The 16,304-nt window shown below is 50.3% G+C and carries 15 protein-coding genes and 2 pseudogenes; 8 read left to right on the top strand and 9 right to left on the bottom strand.

Annotated elements, in window-relative coordinates; genetic code table 11:
* Positions 1–13 precede the first annotated feature (13 nt).
* Positions 14–400, bottom strand: a complete 387-nt coding sequence (locus ACW14G_RS10775) for a VOC family protein (RefSeq protein WP_163449594.1) — start codon at positions 398–400, stop codon at positions 14–16.
* A gap of 217 nt (positions 401–617) precedes the next feature.
* Positions 618–935: a YebG family protein gene (locus ACW14G_RS10770; RefSeq protein ID WP_223802579.1), complete on the bottom strand. Its 318-nt coding sequence runs from the start codon at positions 933–935 to the stop codon at positions 618–620.
* Positions 936–1,166: 231 nt separating this feature from the next.
* On the opposite strand from ACW14G_RS10770, the gene ACW14G_RS10765 reads away from it, so the two are divergent.
* The 4 genes and pseudogenes from ACW14G_RS10765 to ACW14G_RS10750 all read left to right on the top strand — a co-directional run bounded on the left by ACW14G_RS10765 (position 1,167) and on the right by ACW14G_RS10750 (position 3,663).
* Entirely contained in the window at positions 1,167–1,877 is a 711-nt protein-coding gene (locus tag ACW14G_RS10765; RefSeq protein WP_249021839.1) for a YnfC family lipoprotein, read from the top strand.
* A 244-nt stretch (positions 1,878–2,121) separates the two neighbouring features.
* Complete coding sequence (locus tag ACW14G_RS10760) at positions 2,122–2,427, top strand: transposase (RefSeq protein ID WP_167575881.1); 306 nt, start codon at positions 2,122–2,124, stop codon at positions 2,425–2,427.
* 154 nt (positions 2,428–2,581) lie between these two features.
* Positions 2,582–3,172: a GNAT family N-acetyltransferase gene (locus tag ACW14G_RS10755; RefSeq protein WP_163449598.1), complete on the top strand. Its 591-nt coding sequence runs from the start codon at positions 2,582–2,584 to the stop codon at positions 3,170–3,172.
* Between the two features lie 116 nt (positions 3,173–3,288).
* A pseudogene (locus tag ACW14G_RS10750) lies at positions 3,289–3,663 on the top strand (CDI toxin immunity protein).
* Between the two features lie 171 nt (positions 3,664–3,834).
* On the opposite strand, the gene ACW14G_RS10745 reads toward ACW14G_RS10750, so the two are convergent.
* Together ACW14G_RS10745 and ACW14G_RS10740 are read right to left on the bottom strand one after the other, a co-directional pair.
* Positions 3,835–4,236, bottom strand: coding sequence for a hypothetical protein (locus ACW14G_RS10745; protein ID WP_419058688.1), 402 nt, complete (start codon positions 4,234–4,236; stop codon positions 3,835–3,837).
* A 209-nt stretch (positions 4,237–4,445) separates the two neighbouring features.
* The gene (locus tag ACW14G_RS10740) at positions 4,446–5,096 is read right to left on the bottom strand and encodes a GntR family transcriptional regulator (RefSeq protein ID WP_249021838.1); all 651 of its coding nucleotides are present in this window, start codon (positions 5,094–5,096) and stop codon (positions 4,446–4,448) included.
* 85 nt (positions 5,097–5,181) lie between these two features.
* Between ACW14G_RS10740 and ACW14G_RS10735 the strand changes: the two genes are divergently transcribed.
* Together ACW14G_RS10735 and ACW14G_RS10730 are read left to right on the top strand one after the other, a co-directional pair.
* A complete protein-coding gene (locus tag ACW14G_RS10735) occupies positions 5,182–6,384 on the top strand; it encodes an MFS transporter (protein ID WP_249021837.1) in 1,203 nt (400 codons plus the stop codon).
* A gap of 40 nt (positions 6,385–6,424) precedes the next feature.
* A pseudogene (locus tag ACW14G_RS10730) lies at positions 6,425–7,016 on the top strand (cysteine hydrolase family protein); the annotation flags it as partial.
* A gap of 190 nt (positions 7,017–7,206) precedes the next feature.
* Here ACW14G_RS10730 and ACW14G_RS10725 read toward each other — a convergent pair.
* Entirely contained in the window at positions 7,207–7,827 is a 621-nt protein-coding gene (locus ACW14G_RS10725) for a histidine phosphatase family protein (protein WP_455648564.1), read from the bottom strand.
* Between the two features lie 400 nt (positions 7,828–8,227).
* On the opposite strand from ACW14G_RS10725, the gene ACW14G_RS10720 reads away from it, so the two are divergent.
* Complete coding sequence (locus tag ACW14G_RS10720; protein WP_223802586.1) at positions 8,228–8,752, top strand: hypothetical protein; 525 nt, start codon at positions 8,228–8,230, stop codon at positions 8,750–8,752.
* Between the two features lie 159 nt (positions 8,753–8,911).
* Here the strand turns inward: ACW14G_RS10720 and ACW14G_RS10715 are convergent, their stop codons facing one another.
* The 4 genes from ACW14G_RS10715 to paaZ all read right to left on the bottom strand — a co-directional run bounded on the left by ACW14G_RS10715 (position 8,912) and on the right by paaZ (position 15,642).
* Entirely contained in the window at positions 8,912–9,565 is a 654-nt protein-coding gene (locus ACW14G_RS10715; RefSeq protein ID WP_249021835.1) for a LysE family translocator, read from the bottom strand.
* Positions 9,566–9,778: 213 nt separating this feature from the next.
* Positions 9,779–10,897 (bottom strand): aspartate-semialdehyde dehydrogenase, encoded by a 1,119-nt coding sequence (asd, locus tag ACW14G_RS10710; RefSeq protein ID WP_249021834.1) that lies wholly within the window; start codon positions 10,895–10,897, stop codon positions 9,779–9,781.
* A 247-nt stretch (positions 10,898–11,144) separates the two neighbouring features.
* Positions 11,145–13,412 (bottom strand): primary-amine oxidase, encoded by a 2,268-nt coding sequence (tynA, locus tag ACW14G_RS10705; RefSeq protein ID WP_249021833.1) that lies wholly within the window; start codon positions 13,410–13,412, stop codon positions 11,145–11,147.
* Positions 13,413–13,596: 184 nt separating this feature from the next.
* Positions 13,597–15,642: a phenylacetic acid degradation bifunctional protein PaaZ gene (gene paaZ, locus ACW14G_RS10700; protein WP_249021832.1), complete on the bottom strand. Its 2,046-nt coding sequence runs from the start codon at positions 15,640–15,642 to the stop codon at positions 13,597–13,599.
* Positions 15,643–15,927: 285 nt separating this feature from the next.
* On the opposite strand from paaZ, the gene ACW14G_RS10695 reads away from it, so the two are divergent.
* Positions 15,928–16,304: Phenylacetic acid catabolic protein (locus ACW14G_RS10695; protein WP_455648587.1), on the top strand; the 377-nt coding region annotated here is incomplete at its 3' end.

Below are 16,304 nucleotides of genomic sequence, written 5' to 3'. Positions count from 1 at the left end.
ACGAGTACGTGTCCTACCCCCACGCTTTGTTCTGGATAACGACTCTGTATCCATCGACGTCAACAAATGTCTTCCCGTTCACGTCCCAGTAAGGGTTGAATGATTTTGTCATGATAAAACCGGCATCGGTCATTTTCTGGCAAGCATGCATCCATTCCTTTTCATCCGGATAATAAAGAACGAGTAAATCCTCTTCGGTATGCAGCGGTTGAACCGGATGGTATTCGCAATGAGTCAATTCGATATGCCAGCCTAAGCCTTCCCGGCCTAACATGATTCCGTTGAAACCGTCATGGTCGTTGAATTCAGCAATTTTCTGCAGCCCCAGCCCCTGACTGTACATCAAAAAAGACCGTTCAATATTGGTGACGGGTCTGGCAATACGCATGTGGCTAAACATCGGCGACTCTCCTGGCGAAGATAGGGTATGAACGTGGATATCTTCGATGAGTTTACACGTTAGCCTGCTTTTGATTTGTCGATGAGAGCCTGCCAGATACGCTTAATTCTTGATGTATGAGGTCCATCAAGGGATGGATGATGGCACCTTGCAGAATAAAAGCCGCAAGCAGTGTTCTGCTTACGGCTCCAGGAGCGGTGAGGTTACGTTCTGGTATTCAGGCTGCCTTCACGGCTTTAATTTTTTTACTGTCAGCCGTATCAGACGCTGGAGTGTCGGTTTTCGTTGCGGTATTCATCTCCGGCAGCTTGCTGGTGCGTAAAATATGCTGCACGGTCACTTTCTGCTCGGCGAGATACAGACCAAGATCTTCTGCCTGCGTTTCATCCATCGGCATTCCGCTTTGCAACAGGAAGTCGGTAAACGCTTCTGCCATATCGAGCAGTCTGTCGTGAGCGTCAGCCTCTTTCTTACTGGCAAATGTCATTTTCTCTTCACCTTTTCTTACGACAACATATTTTATTTCAACGGCCATGATTTGCCCCTTACACTGTGATTATATCCAGTATATCAAGTCAGAGGCCGTGTTGCAGCTAAAAATACCCACAGCCGAGCAAGCCCTACCAGAAACCGGAATATAACTTGTTTCAGGAAGACGCTAGAATGGCCTGGTGGTTCTCCCGTATTAACAGCGGCCGCTGACACCGAACATACCCATGGCTATTTGCAACAAATTTGATAAACGGCTTGCATAAAGGAATAAATAATGAAAGTAAGGGCGCTTTGCAGTCTGTTTCTTTTCGCTGCATCATTTAATGCCGCAGCTATTACGCAATTTAAACCGGCGGTCTTAAATGCTGCTCTTTTGTTTGAGCATGATCCAACCATCGGCAACGTCAAACATAGTGTGCAGTGGATTCGGGATGTTAACGGCAAACTCAGGGTGATGACGGAAGTAAGATATGACCGTAACGGCTGTTTTACTCATATCAATATGGTTGACAAGGAGAACACTCGTATTTTTCATTTGGTCAATAAAGAAGGGGCGTTAACCTCTTTTAATGGTCAGCACATTACCGGAAAAATTAATGGTCGCTGCGAAATCACTGAGCTTGAAAATGAAACAGGGCAATATACCCTTAACTACAATATACGTGGGTTGCTTGAGACTATTGTCGATAAAAGTACGGGCGAAGTGGTAGAACGATATGAATATGGCAATAGCCAATTACCCGTACGTATCCGAAACTACCAGGATAACACCGACCAGCGTATTTTTTATCCGTCAGGAAGCGCACAGTTTGTTGATTCAGAAATCGTGTCGAAAAGAGGGGGGGCGACTGTGCGCGTGAAACAGAGTTGTTCTTATACTGTTGATGGCAATGCCGATAAATGCTCGCTGATATCCTCTGCAAATGAGGAATATCGTGGCTCAATTCTGTTCTGGGTTTCAAACCACGAAACGGAATATTTCTGATTGGTGCAAAAGCGCGATAGTCACGTATCGCAACGAACCTGTAGGCCTGACAAGCGTTGCGTCATCAGGCCTACAAGCGAAACAACAGTAAAAGATTATCGCCGCTCAAAGTATCTATGATTATTTGTATCTAATTCAATGAATTATGATGTGCGTTAGGCTATTTTATCTTTGCCGATCTTTTTTTGTTGTATCTCCTGGCTTCGATTTGTACTGTCATGTAGACAAACCCTGGAGAATTGCCATGATTTACACTGAACGCCTTGAATTGATCCATAAAAGTGGTGATGTACTGTACCCTGTGAAGATAACCAGAAAATCAACGGGAAAAACCGCCTTTCACCTTGTACCATTTGGCCTGGATAAAACTGACGACCTCCTGGAGGTGGAAGACCCTTCAGAAGCAATTCGGCTGGTGATTGATGAACGGTATTCCATTCGTTGTAGCACAATTACAGCGACTATTACGGATAAAAAGGGCAAGCGAATTAAGCGAACAGGGATATACAACATTAAGGGAATTAGCATAAAAGGATATAACGTCAGGTAATGGCGCCGAGCGTACAAGCTACCATCATGAGCAGTGAGCAGATAATCGCCTGTTGATGAGTCGCTTATTCAATGCAAACGGGGCATAGTAAGCCATTCGGAACAGGATTATTCAGTCCAATCCATCGACACAGAATAACGGTGAGGTCACAAATATGACGCCTACATTGCAAGGATCGCTAGTCACGCTCCGTCCTCTGCTTGAGACAGATGCTCAGCTATTGATTGATGCGGCAGCGGATGGGGAGCTCTGGTCCCTGCCATTTACGGTGGTTCCGTCTGCTGACACCGCCGATTCCTACATTCAGAAAGCCCTGAAGGGGCAGGCTGAAGGCACAGTCATGCCGTTTGCGGTAACGCTTTCATCCGACCAACGCGTCATTGGGTCAACACGTTTCTGGAAGCTTGATCGAGAAAACCGAAAACTCGAAATAGGCCACACCTGGTATTCCCAAAGCTGGCAAAAAACAGCTGCAAATACCGAGAGTAAACTGTTACTGCTGCAATACGCTTTTGAGCAACTGAAGTGTGTTCGCGTTCAGTTTACGACTGATGTATTGAATGAGCGCTCGCAGGCAGCCATTCTCCGTATTGGCGCGGTTCAGGAAAGCATCATCAGAAATGAACGCATTATGCCTGATGGTCGAAAACGGACTTCCATACGCTACAGCATAATTGATGATGAGTGGCCGCAGGTTCGGACTAACCTTGAGCACCGCCTTTCCCGTTACAGGGAAGAAAAATAACTCGAGGTTTTGCGGACAGAAGGTCTGCTGTGGGCGAGGAGCGGAAGTTCATAATTCCTTTAGACAATCCTCCCGGGAGGTTATGATAAAAATATACAGCCACAAAGGGAGTGGACATGACATTGTTTGAGGGATGTAAGGAGTTGCTCAAGGCAGATTTTGATGTTGTGGAAGGGGATGATTTGAGTATGGTAATGGATATTTTTCATCAATATCCATGGTATAGCGGTAATCTCATATGGTCGGAAATGGATTTCAGCGATTATGAACTTACTCATGATATGTTTAATGGGAGCGGCTTAGGCAATGAAACAGTATTTGTCATAGCGGATGATGCCGATGTGCCCGTGTTCAGAACCCATCTATAACTCATTGTCGATAATATCTACGATGTCATCTCCATATCACCTAAGCTATTTATTTTTAACGATAAGATAATGATTACGCCTTTATTCCCGCATAATTTTATACGGTTGGGTCTGCGAAAGTGATGAGCAGAAATACTGACCAGCTCCCCGTTGACCAACTAAGACTGTAGTTAGCAACGTCTCCTCCTGGAACGCAGTGGACCGCCTGAAGCGTGGCGAAATATGCTATGAGTGACGCTCAAAAGTAACAAATGCGATGGCCGAAAAATAAGCACATCAGCATGTATGGTGGATTTAACCAAAAACATGCATAGCTTCCAACTGCTCTTTTTTCATTTCATTACAAGAGGATAAAAAATTATCTTTAAAATCTGATGGGGGATCTCTTAATTGCTGCACTGCCGCTATATTTACTTCTAACTCCCGTAATTGTACAATTGTGCTTCTACGAATCGAGGAGAGAAAAAAATCCCCTGCATTTTCTTTATGACTCTCCAAATAATTAGTTAGTATTTGAGACGATGCTTGAATTGCTTTTTCCTCAGAAAAACCCAAAGTAAAGCGAGAGTAGATGACATTGTATTGGTATAGACATGCTGCTTCAGCCATTTGTTTAGCTTGCTCCTCTGGGGAGGGTTGATTTGCCCACGATTGGGAAGTGACGAGCAATATAAGCAGTAATAATTGTTTTTTCATGTGTAGAATCCCTACCATTGTGAATGCAATATTTAAAACTTTGAAGCCTGGCATTGACAACAACCGCTGACCAGCTCCCCGTTGACCAACTAAGACTCTTGTTTTCCACGTCCGCCCTGGCACAAGGCGGACATTGCTGACTGAGCTAAAGGTCCGATGTGAGCGAGGAGCGGACCTCTGTCATGTTGTCGTAAAAACTCACCGCTTAATCAGGAGATAGCAATACCTCTTGCCCTCAAGCTCCGTTTACTTGAATTGATGGCTTCCAGTAGGCGAAGGCGGCTTTCGCTGAGATGAACGGCGAGTAACTCTGCCGCTTTTTCAGTCTCCCGCGACCTAAGCGCAGCTATTATCTCTTGATGATCTTCCCATGCGGGATTCGATGGTGCTTTGTCGAGCCATCGTGCCCGTGAAAGCCGGCGCAGGGCATCGCTAACCCCTTCGAAAATAAACGCATTCTGACAAAGACGGGCCAGCTGTAGATGGAATCGTGTCCCGGCATCCTCCATCACCTCTTCTGACACATCAGTAGTCTTCGTTTTGAGCAGGTTTTCCAGACCGTTGAGTTGTTCTTCTGTCATCTGGCTGGCTGCTAGTTTTAATGCCGCCACTTCCAGTACTTCCCGGTAAATACATAGCTGTTCAACTTCTGCGACATCGATCGGCGCCACTAACCAGCGCAGCCCATCACGACGGACCAGTCCTTCTGACTCCAGTTTTTGTAATGCGGCTCGCACAGGCGTTCGGGATGCGTTAAACGTTGCTTCAGCCCAGCGCTCGGTAAGTCGTTCTCCTGGCCCCAGCTCCATACTGAGTATCAGTTTTCTTAATTGGTTTTCAACTTCTGATGCTTGACTCATAACAACAATGTTCTCCCGCAAATTGACAGTAAGATGCGCAATCGATATGGTATACCAAATTGGTATACCAAGAAAGAGTGCTTCTATGACCCAATTCTATAACAGCTTCTGGCAGCGAAACCTGCTTGTTTGCTTCATTGGCTCGTTCTCAACGGTCTTCGCAATGACCCTTATGCTGCCGTTTCTGCCTTTGTATGTCGAAGAACTGGGTGTTAGTGGGCATGCTGCGGTCGTGCAATGGTCTGGCGTAGCATTCAGCGCAACGTTTATCACTGCCGGGTTGATCGCCCCTGTCTGGGGGAAACTCGGTGACAGATATGGACGCAAGTCGATGCTCGTGAGAGCCAGCCTTGGCATGTCGGTGACTGTTTCGCTTATGGGGCTGGTGACCAATATATGGCAACTTGTCGGACTAAGGTTGTTAGTTGGTCTGGCTGGTGGCTACTCATCCGGCGCGACAATTCTTATCGCAGTCCAGGCTCCCAGAGAACGTGCAGCCTGGGCGTTGGGGATTGTTTCATCCGGTGTAATGGCGGGCAATCTTATCGGTCCACTTGCTGGAGGGTGGCTCCCTGGTCTGCTCGGCATTCGAACCACGTTTTTCTGTGCAGGTGCGCTGATATTTCTGTCCTTTATCATGACCCTCACTCTCATTCGCGAAGAGGTGCAAAAGCCTGAGAATACGCTGGCAAAAACGGCAGTGAGCTGGTCGCAGTTGCCTGCCCGTACTGTCATTATTTGCATGCTTTGCACCGGTCTGCTGCTGATGCTGGCCAACATGTCGATAGAGCCCATTATTACGGTCTATGTGCGAACTCTCGTCAGTGACGCTTCTCAGATAACCAAAGTGGCAGGATATGTAATGGCTGCCGCAGCCCTGGGCAGCATTATTTCTGCATCCTGGCTTGGAAAACTGGCTGACAGGATAGGACATTTACGCATTATCACAATGGCATTGGCGACAGCCGGTTTTCTGCTTATTCCTCAGGGGTTTGTTTCCTCAGGCTGGCAGCTTATTGCTCTGCGTTTCCTTATGGGGCTGGCACTAGGTGGATTACTGCCATGTATGGCGGCGGTAATACGTCATCGTGTACCAGAAGGAATGGTAGGTAGCATCCTCGGTTATTCCGTAGCGGCACAGTTCGCAGGTCAGTTCATCGGGCCGTTGATCGGCGGCTTTGTCGGCGGGCATATCGGTATGCGAGCTGTCTTCCTGGCAACCAGTTGCATACTGCTGCTCGGAGCAGCCTGGAACCTCAAAATTTATCGTCAGTCAGCAACGCGTTGACTGACGGCATTGCCTTTTACCTGCAAATCCCGGAGATTTTATGACGACTCAACTCAGTAATATCAATAAAAATAGCGCGCTGCTGGTAATGGACTTTCAGATGCTCATCCTCAACAACTTCCTCCCGCAAGAGAGTGCCAGGGATGTTATTCGCAACACGGCATCGCTGATATCTACCGCACGCGCAGCTGGCGTAACGGTTATCTACGTGAGTGTCGGATTCCGCAAGGGTTACCCTGAAGTCAGTCACAACAACACGATTTTCTCGTCAATTAAAGAGAATGGCATTTTTATGGTTGATAACGAGAGTACGGCCATTCATGCAGATGTCGCTCCTGAAGAGAATGAGGTCGTCATTGTTAAACACAGAGTGGGGGCTTTCTCCTTTACTGAACTCGATTTGGTTCTTAGGGCGCAGGGAATAGAAACCTTGATTCTTACTGGCGTCACCACAAGTGGCGTTGTGCTGTCTACCGTTGGGCAAGCTTTTGACCTGGATTACCGGCTGGTGATTGCGAGAGATTGTTGTGCCGATCCAGATCATGACACCAATTTGTTTTTACTTGAAAAAATTCTGCCTCAACATGCTTTTGTTACCGGTTCTGCTGAAATATCAAAAGCCTGGGCATAAAATATCTGATGTCGAAGTACCCACCGTTTGGGTTGTAGAGTTGACCGGAGAAGCGCGATTGCCGGTCATATAAACGTCCGCTTCTGGCACTGAGCGGACGAGTTTACTGGGGTGAAGGTCCGCTAGCTGAAATTGTGCTTAAATAATGATAGCTCTGGCAGGATGGGTGTTCAATGATTGCAAGGTGGCCACTAATTCAGGTGACGTAAATGTGTAGCAATCCCCCACTTTAGGCCGATACATTTTCCATTAATCAGGTCGATAACAGAATAACTTGCATTGGGGTGAGCATAGCGAGGGAAACTATTGACAGTCCCTTCTTTAAGAATTGCCAGAGTGCCCTGACTGACATGCCCGTGAGACACAATACATATTGTTTGTTGATGTGATGAGGTATCTTCCAGGTTTTGTAAAAAACGCATAACTCGCTGAGAAGCATGCGCCAGTGACTCCCCCCCAGGTGGACAATACTCTGCATCAAGCCTGAATAACGCATTTGCATCGTTCGGATGTTTTTGTCTGAGTAGTTCTAACGGCATACCTTCAAACTGACCAAAGGCCTGCTCTTTAAGGGCCGGTTCAGCCGTCAGTGAACAATGAAAGTGTTCAGCCAGGCTTTGCCCCATTTGCCAGGCACGCCCAAGCGGAGAAGCGTAAACACTCTCTATTTGATACTCACTTGCACTAAACGCTGCTAGTAGGACGGATGTTTCACGCAAACCCCGACAGGTCAAGGGGCTATCGCTGTGCCCCTGAATAATTCCTTCCAAATTCCACTCTGTTTCTGCGTGTCGAACAAGTATCAATTTCATCGTTAGCTGGCCATGCTCGTTGTTGATCAAAATGTCCCAACTGCGCGATGTCAAACACACACCGTTGAAGCAGCGGAAGGCTTTCCTGTTTTGGAAATAATGAACAAGTGTAGCTTATTGCCGTTATGCAGCGGCTCTGGGTGTGAGGCGCTGAATTTTATCCGTAGTTAACTTCTGCTTCTGGCACGAAGCGGACTAGGTCACTGAGGTGAAGGTCCGCTGTGAGCGAGGAGCGGACGGTTCTCTACTGATTGAATCACAATCTGGTGAGGCGTCATATGTAGTTCAGATAACCGCTCATGAAAGGTTTTTTTTTGCCGATATAACATGGATGTTATGCACTGAAGTTAGATAACATATTGACTGTGATAAAGACATGGTTTTTATTAAGTAAGGAATAATGATGATTAGAATTTTAGGGTTTATATTTTTGTTACTTACGGCAGGGTGTTCAACGCCAGGAAAACCAGCTTTCTATTATACCTGGACACAGTACAAAACCGGTGTTGAAGTGATGCTGGTTAATGAACCGCAGTACAAAGATGGTTTTGATGGAATTCTTCGCCTTGACGATAAAGGCAAATACGCAGTAATGGCTATATACAACGGTGGGGATATGTCGAGTCACTTCGGATATGTCACCAAGGACAGTCTCGAAAGTTGGATAACCATGTACACCGACTTTTTAAAATGGGATCCGCAAAATCCAGCGCAGCCGACAAAATTTACTATTCTGGATAATCTTTCGTGGACCCATAAAGACTACGATGTTGAGTATCGCTTCGTGAACGGTAAAAAGCTATTTGTTATCAATAAGCATAGTACTGGAAACTGGTTTGTGGACTTCTCAGCGCTCTCCATGGATGAAGCCAATGTCGCAAAGCTGACTAATGTCTACATCGATCTGAGACAGAAGCTGAAATAGCCAGTCAACAGCCCTCGGCTGGGCCTCATTTGGAGGTTTTCAGTGACTGGCAGAGGTAATTTAATCGTCTGCATTGTACGTCTCCAGTGAATGCAATGCAGACTTAGCAATGTCCGCTTCTGGCACGAAGCGGACATTTCGCCCATCATTTCAGTAAAATTACCTGACAGCTTTCGTTACTACACCAGAGCCGCTCAACAGCATGCGGATACCAAGTCCTATCATCACAAAACCGGTAAAACGTTCCTGCCATTTGATAAACCCTGGGTGCTGGCCTAGCCAGTTTCCAAATGTTCCTGATGCCATTGCGACGGAGCCCAGTGAAACAATTCCTGCCAGTTTTTGGATACTGCCCAGCACAAGCAATTGCAGCCAGACAGGACCCGCGGCGGGATCGACAAATTGAGGCAGAAAAGCAAACATAAACAGCAGGGATTTTGGGTTAGTGAGGCTATTCAGGGCGCCTTCCTTAACGGCATTCCAGTCAGAAATTTTTGCCGTTTTTCGTAGCCGGGTATCGGTTCCGGAAGTCGCAATCATTTTTATGCCCAGCCACATCAGATAAGCTGCGCCCACCCACCTCAGGAGGTCTAGCGCAACCGGCCACGCATGAACGACGGTAACCAGCCCCAGAACAAGAAAAGAGACTTGCACAAAACCTGCGACAAAGACATTACCCAGAACGGTAAGAAGGGCAATACGTCTTCCCTGGCCGACGCCTCTGGCGATAGTCAGCATCATGTCTGGCCCCGGAGAAATCTCCAGAAGCGTCAGCGCGAGAAGGAAAGTCATAAACGTTTCGAGGGAAGGCATGTTTGTTGAATCCGGAGAAATTTTTCCGTTACGTTACCGCAGACTGATTCGCGCGAAAAGCGGAACATATTGCACAACGCGAAGTTACCAAAGTGGTGCTAAATTTACGGCGCAAAAAACAAGCTGGCCCAGGCTTCCCCGGGCCATTTTGTGCTCAATCCACAGCCGCAGAATATTCCTCAATCACTCTCTATCCTGCGCTGCTTTTCATCGTTAAATTCTATTCAACAAGATATTCAGCATACGACGCAGCGGCTCTGCTGCCCCCCAAAGCAGCTGATCGCCCACGGTCAGTACCGAGTAGATAGGGTCATTGTTCAGCGCCATTTTTTTAAAGCGACCAATACCCACCTGAAGAGAACCGCTGATGTGGGCAGGGGTCAATTGAGCCACGCTTGCCTCCTTATTGTTTGGCACATAGTTCACCCAGGGATGGGAATGCGTCACCAATGCTTCAAACTCGGCCTCACTGACTTCGCGCTTGAGTTTTAGCGTGATAGCCGCGCTATGGCAGCGAATCACGCCAACACGAATGCACAAACCGTTGACCGGGATGGTCCCCACGGGAAGGCCCAGAATTTTGTTCGTTTCCGCTTCGCCTTTCCACTCTTCCCGGCTGTTTCCATCCCCTAAGTCGCTGTCGATCCACGGAATAATGCTCCCCATTAGCGGTGCGCCAAAGTTGTCGATGGGCATCTTATCACTGTGAATCAACTCGCTCACTTTGTTGACTAAAGGCAGGACCGAGCCTGGATTTTCCAGCTCATCGGGCGACAAATGTTGGCTGATATAAGCGCTTTGCGCGATGAGTTCGCGAACGTGTTTGGCACCGGCGCCGGAAGCCGACTGGTAGGTCATGACGCTCATCCACTCTATCAGGTCTGCGTTTATCAAACCGGCAAGGCCCATCAGGCTTAATGTAATAGAGCAGTTGCCGCCGACAAAAAGTTTAATACCATCGTTGACGGCGCGATCGATATTCTTACGGTTAACGGGATCAAGAATAATACAGGCTCTCTCGTCCATACGCAGCGCCGAAGCGGCATCAATCCAGTAACCCTTCCAGCCATATTCAAGCAGAGCGGGGTAAATAGCCTTAGTATATTCACCACCCTGACAGGTAATGATAATATCCATTTCAGCAAGCGCCTCAATAGAATGCGCATCCTTCAGCGTATAGCGGATGCCATCAATAACCGGACCGTGACCACCCGCACTGGAGGTGCTAAAGAAATGGGCGGAAATGCCATTGAAATCATTCTCCTCCAGCATTCTCTGCAGCAAAACAGAACCCACCATCCCGCGCCAACCAATAATGCCAACCTGCGTCATTTTTTAACCTTAATGATGTTGTTAAAATGTTAATATCAAGAAAGGAATTTATATCTTATTCATAAAACATCGTCATCAAGTGAAACGATAAAAAACGCTTTAATAAGAATGTTTCATCTGGGGTTAGTAAAAATAATGAAAGAACAATGGGGGCAATCGAAAGGGCGTTAATATCAGGGGGAGCGCGCGATTAATCGCGTTTTAGGGAGGGAATAGCCTCATTGCTGAGGCTATTCGAGGCTGTGAATTATTTCTTCTTCTCGCCCAGCGTCGGCGTCTCGTCAAAGAAGTTCCACGGCTTCAGCAGCGCATGGGCCCATTCGGTTGGCATAATCGGCCACTCTTCGGCGCGCGCCACGTGGGTGGTGCCGGTCGTGATCCACACCACATCGTCCTGGTTGCTCAGCGATTCGTCATCTTTCGCATACTGCCCGAGGCCGGTATCGTGAACGGACCGGTTCGGGTATTTCCCTTCCGGATAGCGCTCTTCCTGGTGATAGCGGGTAACCCACAGCTGTTTATCCATAAAGCTCAGACGATGGTAGATCCATTCGTCCGGGGCAAACTTCGCGCCGGTTGCAGCCGGGTGGGTACCACCGGCATAAGGGATAATCTGATACGAAATCGGGTTCCCCATGCGGTTCTCTTTGGTGGTATTGCTCAGCAGGCGAATGGTACCCGGATCGAATTTCTGCGCCGCTTTCTGCTCAGACTCAATCGTATACTGATTGACCTGCATCGTACTGGTACGCGGGCCGCCCGAGGTGTTCGGCTTCACTTCCGGGTCCATTGCCACCAGGGTGTTATTTTCGCCGTCCACGTCGAGGTCGAGACGGAAGTTATAAATATGCTGGTGGGTGGTGCCGACGATATTATGATCGATCAGCGTACCGTAGCGGGTATCCTCTTTGGCGCTTGGATCGTGCATGGTTTTGGCCTTCACGCCCTTAACCGCTTCAATACCGGTGGCGCCGGCATCGATACCGATGGTGCCATTTTCGTGGAATACCCAGTCGAAGATATAGTCGTAGTTACCCACGGTACTGATCCAGCGAACCACCAGTTCACGACGCTCGGTGCTGACGTTCGGCTGGCCCATCTCCTGGTGTTTATACTCCGGCCCGGCGTAGCGCTCGAATACCGCCACCGCGCGAGGAATGGTGGTAGGCGTACCGGTGTAGTCGGCGATGGTCTCATCCAGCAGCACGGCGTTGTTCGGGGCATCTTTACCGCGCGCGATAGGCGAGGTCAGGGTGCCCATGCCGTAGTCGCCGGAATCCAGATAGGCTTTGAAGTACCAGCCTACGTCCGGGTCGCCGTAGGGCACGATCATCCCGCCGAGCGAACCTTCGTACATCACCTGGCGTTTGGTGCCGTTGTCGTTATAGGTCACGGTGGAGAGAATCGGCCCCACGCGGGAGTTCAGGCGCAGGTGGAAGTCCCAGTTCTGCCAGTGGATCATATCGCCGGTGATAGTGTAGTTTTTACCCTCAGGTTCAATAATTTCCAGCGGTTTCACCGCCTTGGCTACGCGGTCCCGGCCATCAAATGGACGAGACTCCATCGGTACGGGAATAACCGGGCCTTCTTCAATCTTGATGATTTTCTTCTGTTCAAGGTCAACCACCGCCACCAGATTTTCGATCGGGTGCGCCCAATAGTTGCCGTCACCGGTATCCAGATAGCTCACCACTTTCAGCAGGCGCGCGTCCTGCTTCAGGCCGTCTTTACCGTCGAAGTAGCCGACGGTCAGCGGGGTGGTGATGACTTTAGTGGTGTCTTTGATGCCGTGTTTTTTCAGTACCTCAGCAAATTCGCTGCTGGCGTTAATGATGTTCTGCACGCTGACGAAGTCGTCAATCAGCACCATGCCGTGCGCGTCTTTAATCGGCTTCCAGGAGAGGACTTTTTTGTTCTGCAGGTCAACCACGGCTTCAATCACGTGCTTGCCGTCCAGCATCACCACATCGGCAGTGCGCGGAGTGTTAACCGGAGTGCCCTTTAAGGCAAACTCCCACACCGCCTTTTTGTCCGGCTCGTGCAGGGAAATCTCGGTAAAACGGGTGTTCGGCTGGAACTCTGGCGCGGCCTTCACGATGGTGACCGCTTCGCTGATTTCAGCGGAGGAGAGTGAGTTCAGCGGGTGAGGCACTTTCTCAACCTGGAAGGTTTGATCGAGGCCAGACTGGAAAACGTCGTTGATAAAGGTATCGGATACCCACGCTTTACCGTCTTTCATCACCACCGGCACCTGTAGGTTCAGGGTTTTGCCGTTGACAACCGCGGTTTTCGCACCCGGTTTCACCTTCACGAATGCGCCGTCTTTGATCAGGGTGTACATCTGCGCGTAGTCATCCCACTGCACGTCAGCGCCGAAATCTTGCAGGGTTTTGTCCATCGGAACCATATGCGCTTCGCCGCCGTGGGCGAAGGCCGGAGCTTGCCAGGCGCAGAACAGGGCGACGGCCAGCGCCAGCGCTGTTTTACGGTTTGAACGAATCGAGCCTGTTGACATTGTGACCTCATCTTATCGTTATGTTGTGCCTTGCCGCTGCTACTTCGGCTTCAGTCTCATACCCTAACAGCCGATCGTCACGAGACGTTTGCTTGCGCTTGCCAGGTTATTTGTCAGTTTTGCCAGTTACAAAAAATGCCTCCGCAGAGGCATGAATGTTTGAATTGCCGGACGTCACCACCGCTTACGCCGGGAAATCCCCGTGCTGACGCGCGACCAATGTCAGAATGGAATACAGCGCCACTGCCTGCTGATGCTGGTTGAAAATCTCCACCGCCCATTCCACCACGCCGGTGGCTTTCTCTTCGGCGTTGCGCTGGCGTTTGACCGTTTTACGCTTGCAGGTGAGGCGCACCTGGATGGTATCGCCCGGCTTAACCGGCTCAATAAAGCGCAGGTTTTCCATGCCGTAGTTAGCAATCACCGGACCGACGCCCGCGTCAACAAACAGACCGGCCGCCGCGGAAATCAGAAAGTAGCCGTGTACCACGCGCTCGCCGAAAATGGAATCGGCTGCCGCAATCTTGTCCATATGGGCATAGAAGTGGTCGCCGCTGAGGCAGGCAAAGTTGACGATATCCGCTTCGGTTAAGGTACGACGCGGGGTCAACAGGCTATCGCCAGGCTGGATCTCTTCGAAGTATTTACGGAACGGGTGAATACGATCTTCCACCACCTGCGCGCCGCGTACCCACTGCTGGCTAACGGCAGCCAGCATGGTGGGGCTGCCCTGAATAGCGGTGCGCTGCATGTAATGTTTCACCGCGCGCAGGCCGCCCAGCTCTTCACCGCCGCCTGCACGTCCCGGGCCGCCATGTACCAATTGCGGCAGCGGGGAACCGTGGCCGGTGGATTCCGCGGAGGATTCCTCGTTTAACACCTGAATACGCCCGTGAGCGCGGGCGGCACCGAGGATAAACTCACGCGCCAGTTCTCCGCTGGCGGTTACCAGCGTTCCGGCCAGGCTGCCTTCACCGGCACGAGCCAACGTCATCGCGTGTTCGGTATTCTGATACGGCATCAGGGTGGCAACCGGACCAAAGGCTTCAATGGCATGTACCGCGGAGATTTCATCCGGCTGCGCGCAGAACAGCAGGGTTGGCGGGAAGAATGCCCCAGCCGAGGTGAGATCCGCCTTGCCGCCCAACAGTACTTCGCAACCGGCCTCCACCAGACGGTTGACGTTATCCTGCACGTCCTGACGCTGTTCACTGTTCACCAGCGCGCCCATCTTCACGCCTTCCTGCGCCGGATCGCCGACGACCACTTTTTGCAGACGGGCAATCAACGCCTCACTGACTGCGCTTACCTGCGCCTGCGGCACGATAATGCGGCGGATGGCGGTACATTTTTGCCCGGCCTTGGTGGTCATCTCACGCACCACTTCACGGATAAACAGCGCAAATTCCGGCTGCTCTGGGGTGACATCGTCGCCCAGCACACAGCAGTTCAGCGAGTCCGCTTCCATGGTGAAGGGGACAGACTTCGCCACCAGATTCGGATGCACGCGCAGCTGCTGCCCGGTATGTGCCGAACCGGTAAAGGTCACCACGTCCTGGCTGTCGAGATGGTCGAGCAGGTCGCCCGCGCTACCGCAGATAAGGCTAATCGCGCCGTTCGGTACCAGGCCGCTGTCGATAATGGCTTTGACCATCGCCTGGGTGAGTTGGGCGGTGGCGGTCGCCGGTTTGATGATGGCAGGCATCCCGGCAAGCCAGGTCGGCGCCAGTTTCTCTAACATGCCCCAGCAGGGGAAGTTAAAGGCATTGATATGCACCGCCACGCCGGATTTCGACGTCAGCACGTGGCGCGCGGCAAAGCCGCCCTGTTTGGACAACGGGATCTGCTCATCCTCCGGCCACAGTACGTCATCCGGTAGCTCGCGACCGCCCAGACTGGCGTAGGTGAAGAGGGTGCCTATACCGCCCTCGATATCCACCCAGCTATCGCCGCGCGTTGCGCCGGTCTGGGCGGAGATGGCGTAGAAGTCGGCCTTCAATTCCATCAGATGTTTGGCGACTGCTTTCAGCATCGCACTGCGTTCAATAAAGGTCATCGCCTGAAGCGCTTTGCCGCCGTGCTCAATTGCAAAACGGCGCGCCTGCGCCATATCCAGCCCTTCGCTTGTCACTTCCCACAGCGGCTCACCGCTGATGGCGTGGTGGATAGTACGGGCGCGGCCCCGGCCGGTTTGCCAGACGCCGGACAAATAGCTGGCTAACTGCTGCATGGTGTTTCTCCAGATATGTTACGAATTCTCGCCATTAATAGTTCTTTCATGAATCATTAAATGCAAGTCAGATTTTAATAATTTGTTAACAATGCGATCGCGGGCACCTTACGTGCATTGATTAACATTCGGTTTGCCTGCGATAAATCAGCGGTGATTGCGGTATGTATCACAAAATTCGTAAACAAAATTTGTGGTTTTATTTAACTAAGATGTAACTTTCATAAAACAAAGTGATTCGCAAAAAATGATTTGTTGAATTTATCGGAATCATAAGGTGATGACGTGACAGAAGAACAACGCTTTGACCAGCGCATCGCGCAGGAAACAGCCATCGAACCGCAGGACTGGATGCCGGATGCGTACCGCAAAACGCTGATCCGCCAGATTGGCCAGCATGCGCATTCAGAAATCGTCGGCATGCTGCCGGAAGGCAACTGGATCACCCGCGCCCCAACGCTTCGCCGTAAAGCGATTCTGCTGGCGAAGGTGCAGGACGAAGCCGGGCATGGCCTCTATCTCTACAGCGCGGCGGAAACGCTCGGCTGCGCTCGCGAAGACATCTACCAGAAGATGCTCGACGGGCAGATGAAATACTCCTCCATCTTTAACTACCCGACGCTGACCTGGGCGGATATCGGCGTGATCGGCTGGCTGGTCGA

It is taken from the genome of Kluyvera sp., from assembly GCF_965301105.1.
This window is presented reverse-complemented; position numbering and strand designations above follow the sequence as displayed.

Coding starts and splice junctions, on each gene's coding strand:
- ACW14G_RS10775 (WP_163449594.1), bottom strand. CDS start 400: ATGTTTAGCCACATGCGTATTGCCAGACCCGTCACCAATATTGAACGG.
- ACW14G_RS10770 (WP_223802579.1), bottom strand. CDS start 935: ATGGCCGTTGAAATAAAATATGTTGTCGTAAGAAAAGGTGAAGAGAAA.
- ACW14G_RS10765 (WP_249021839.1), top strand. CDS start 1,167: ATGAAAGTAAGGGCGCTTTGCAGTCTGTTTCTTTTCGCTGCATCATTT.
- ACW14G_RS10760 (WP_167575881.1), top strand. CDS start 2,122: ATGATTTACACTGAACGCCTTGAATTGATCCATAAAAGTGGTGATGTA.
- ACW14G_RS10755 (WP_163449598.1), top strand. CDS start 2,582: ATGACGCCTACATTGCAAGGATCGCTAGTCACGCTCCGTCCTCTGCTT.
- ACW14G_RS10745 (WP_419058688.1), bottom strand. CDS start 4,236: ATGAAAAAACAATTATTACTGCTTATATTGCTCGTCACTTCCCAATCG.
- ACW14G_RS10740 (WP_249021838.1), bottom strand. CDS start 5,096: ATGAGTCAAGCATCAGAAGTTGAAAACCAATTAAGAAAACTGATACTC.
- ACW14G_RS10735 (WP_249021837.1), top strand. CDS start 5,182: ATGACCCAATTCTATAACAGCTTCTGGCAGCGAAACCTGCTTGTTTGC.
- ACW14G_RS10725 (WP_455648564.1), bottom strand. CDS start 7,827: ATGAAATTGATACTTGTTCGACACGCAGAAACAGAGTGGAATTTGGAA.
- ACW14G_RS10720 (WP_223802586.1), top strand. CDS start 8,228: ATGATGATTAGAATTTTAGGGTTTATATTTTTGTTACTTACGGCAGGG.
- ACW14G_RS10715 (WP_249021835.1), bottom strand. CDS start 9,565: ATGCCTTCCCTCGAAACGTTTATGACTTTCCTTCTCGCGCTGACGCTT.
- asd (WP_249021834.1), bottom strand. CDS start 10,897: ATGACGCAGGTTGGCATTATTGGTTGGCGCGGGATGGTGGGTTCTGTT.
- tynA (WP_249021833.1), bottom strand. CDS start 13,412: ATGTCAACAGGCTCGATTCGTTCAAACCGTAAAACAGCGCTGGCGCTG.
- paaZ (WP_249021832.1), bottom strand. CDS start 15,642: ATGCAGCAGTTAGCCAGCTATTTGTCCGGCGTCTGGCAAACCGGCCGG.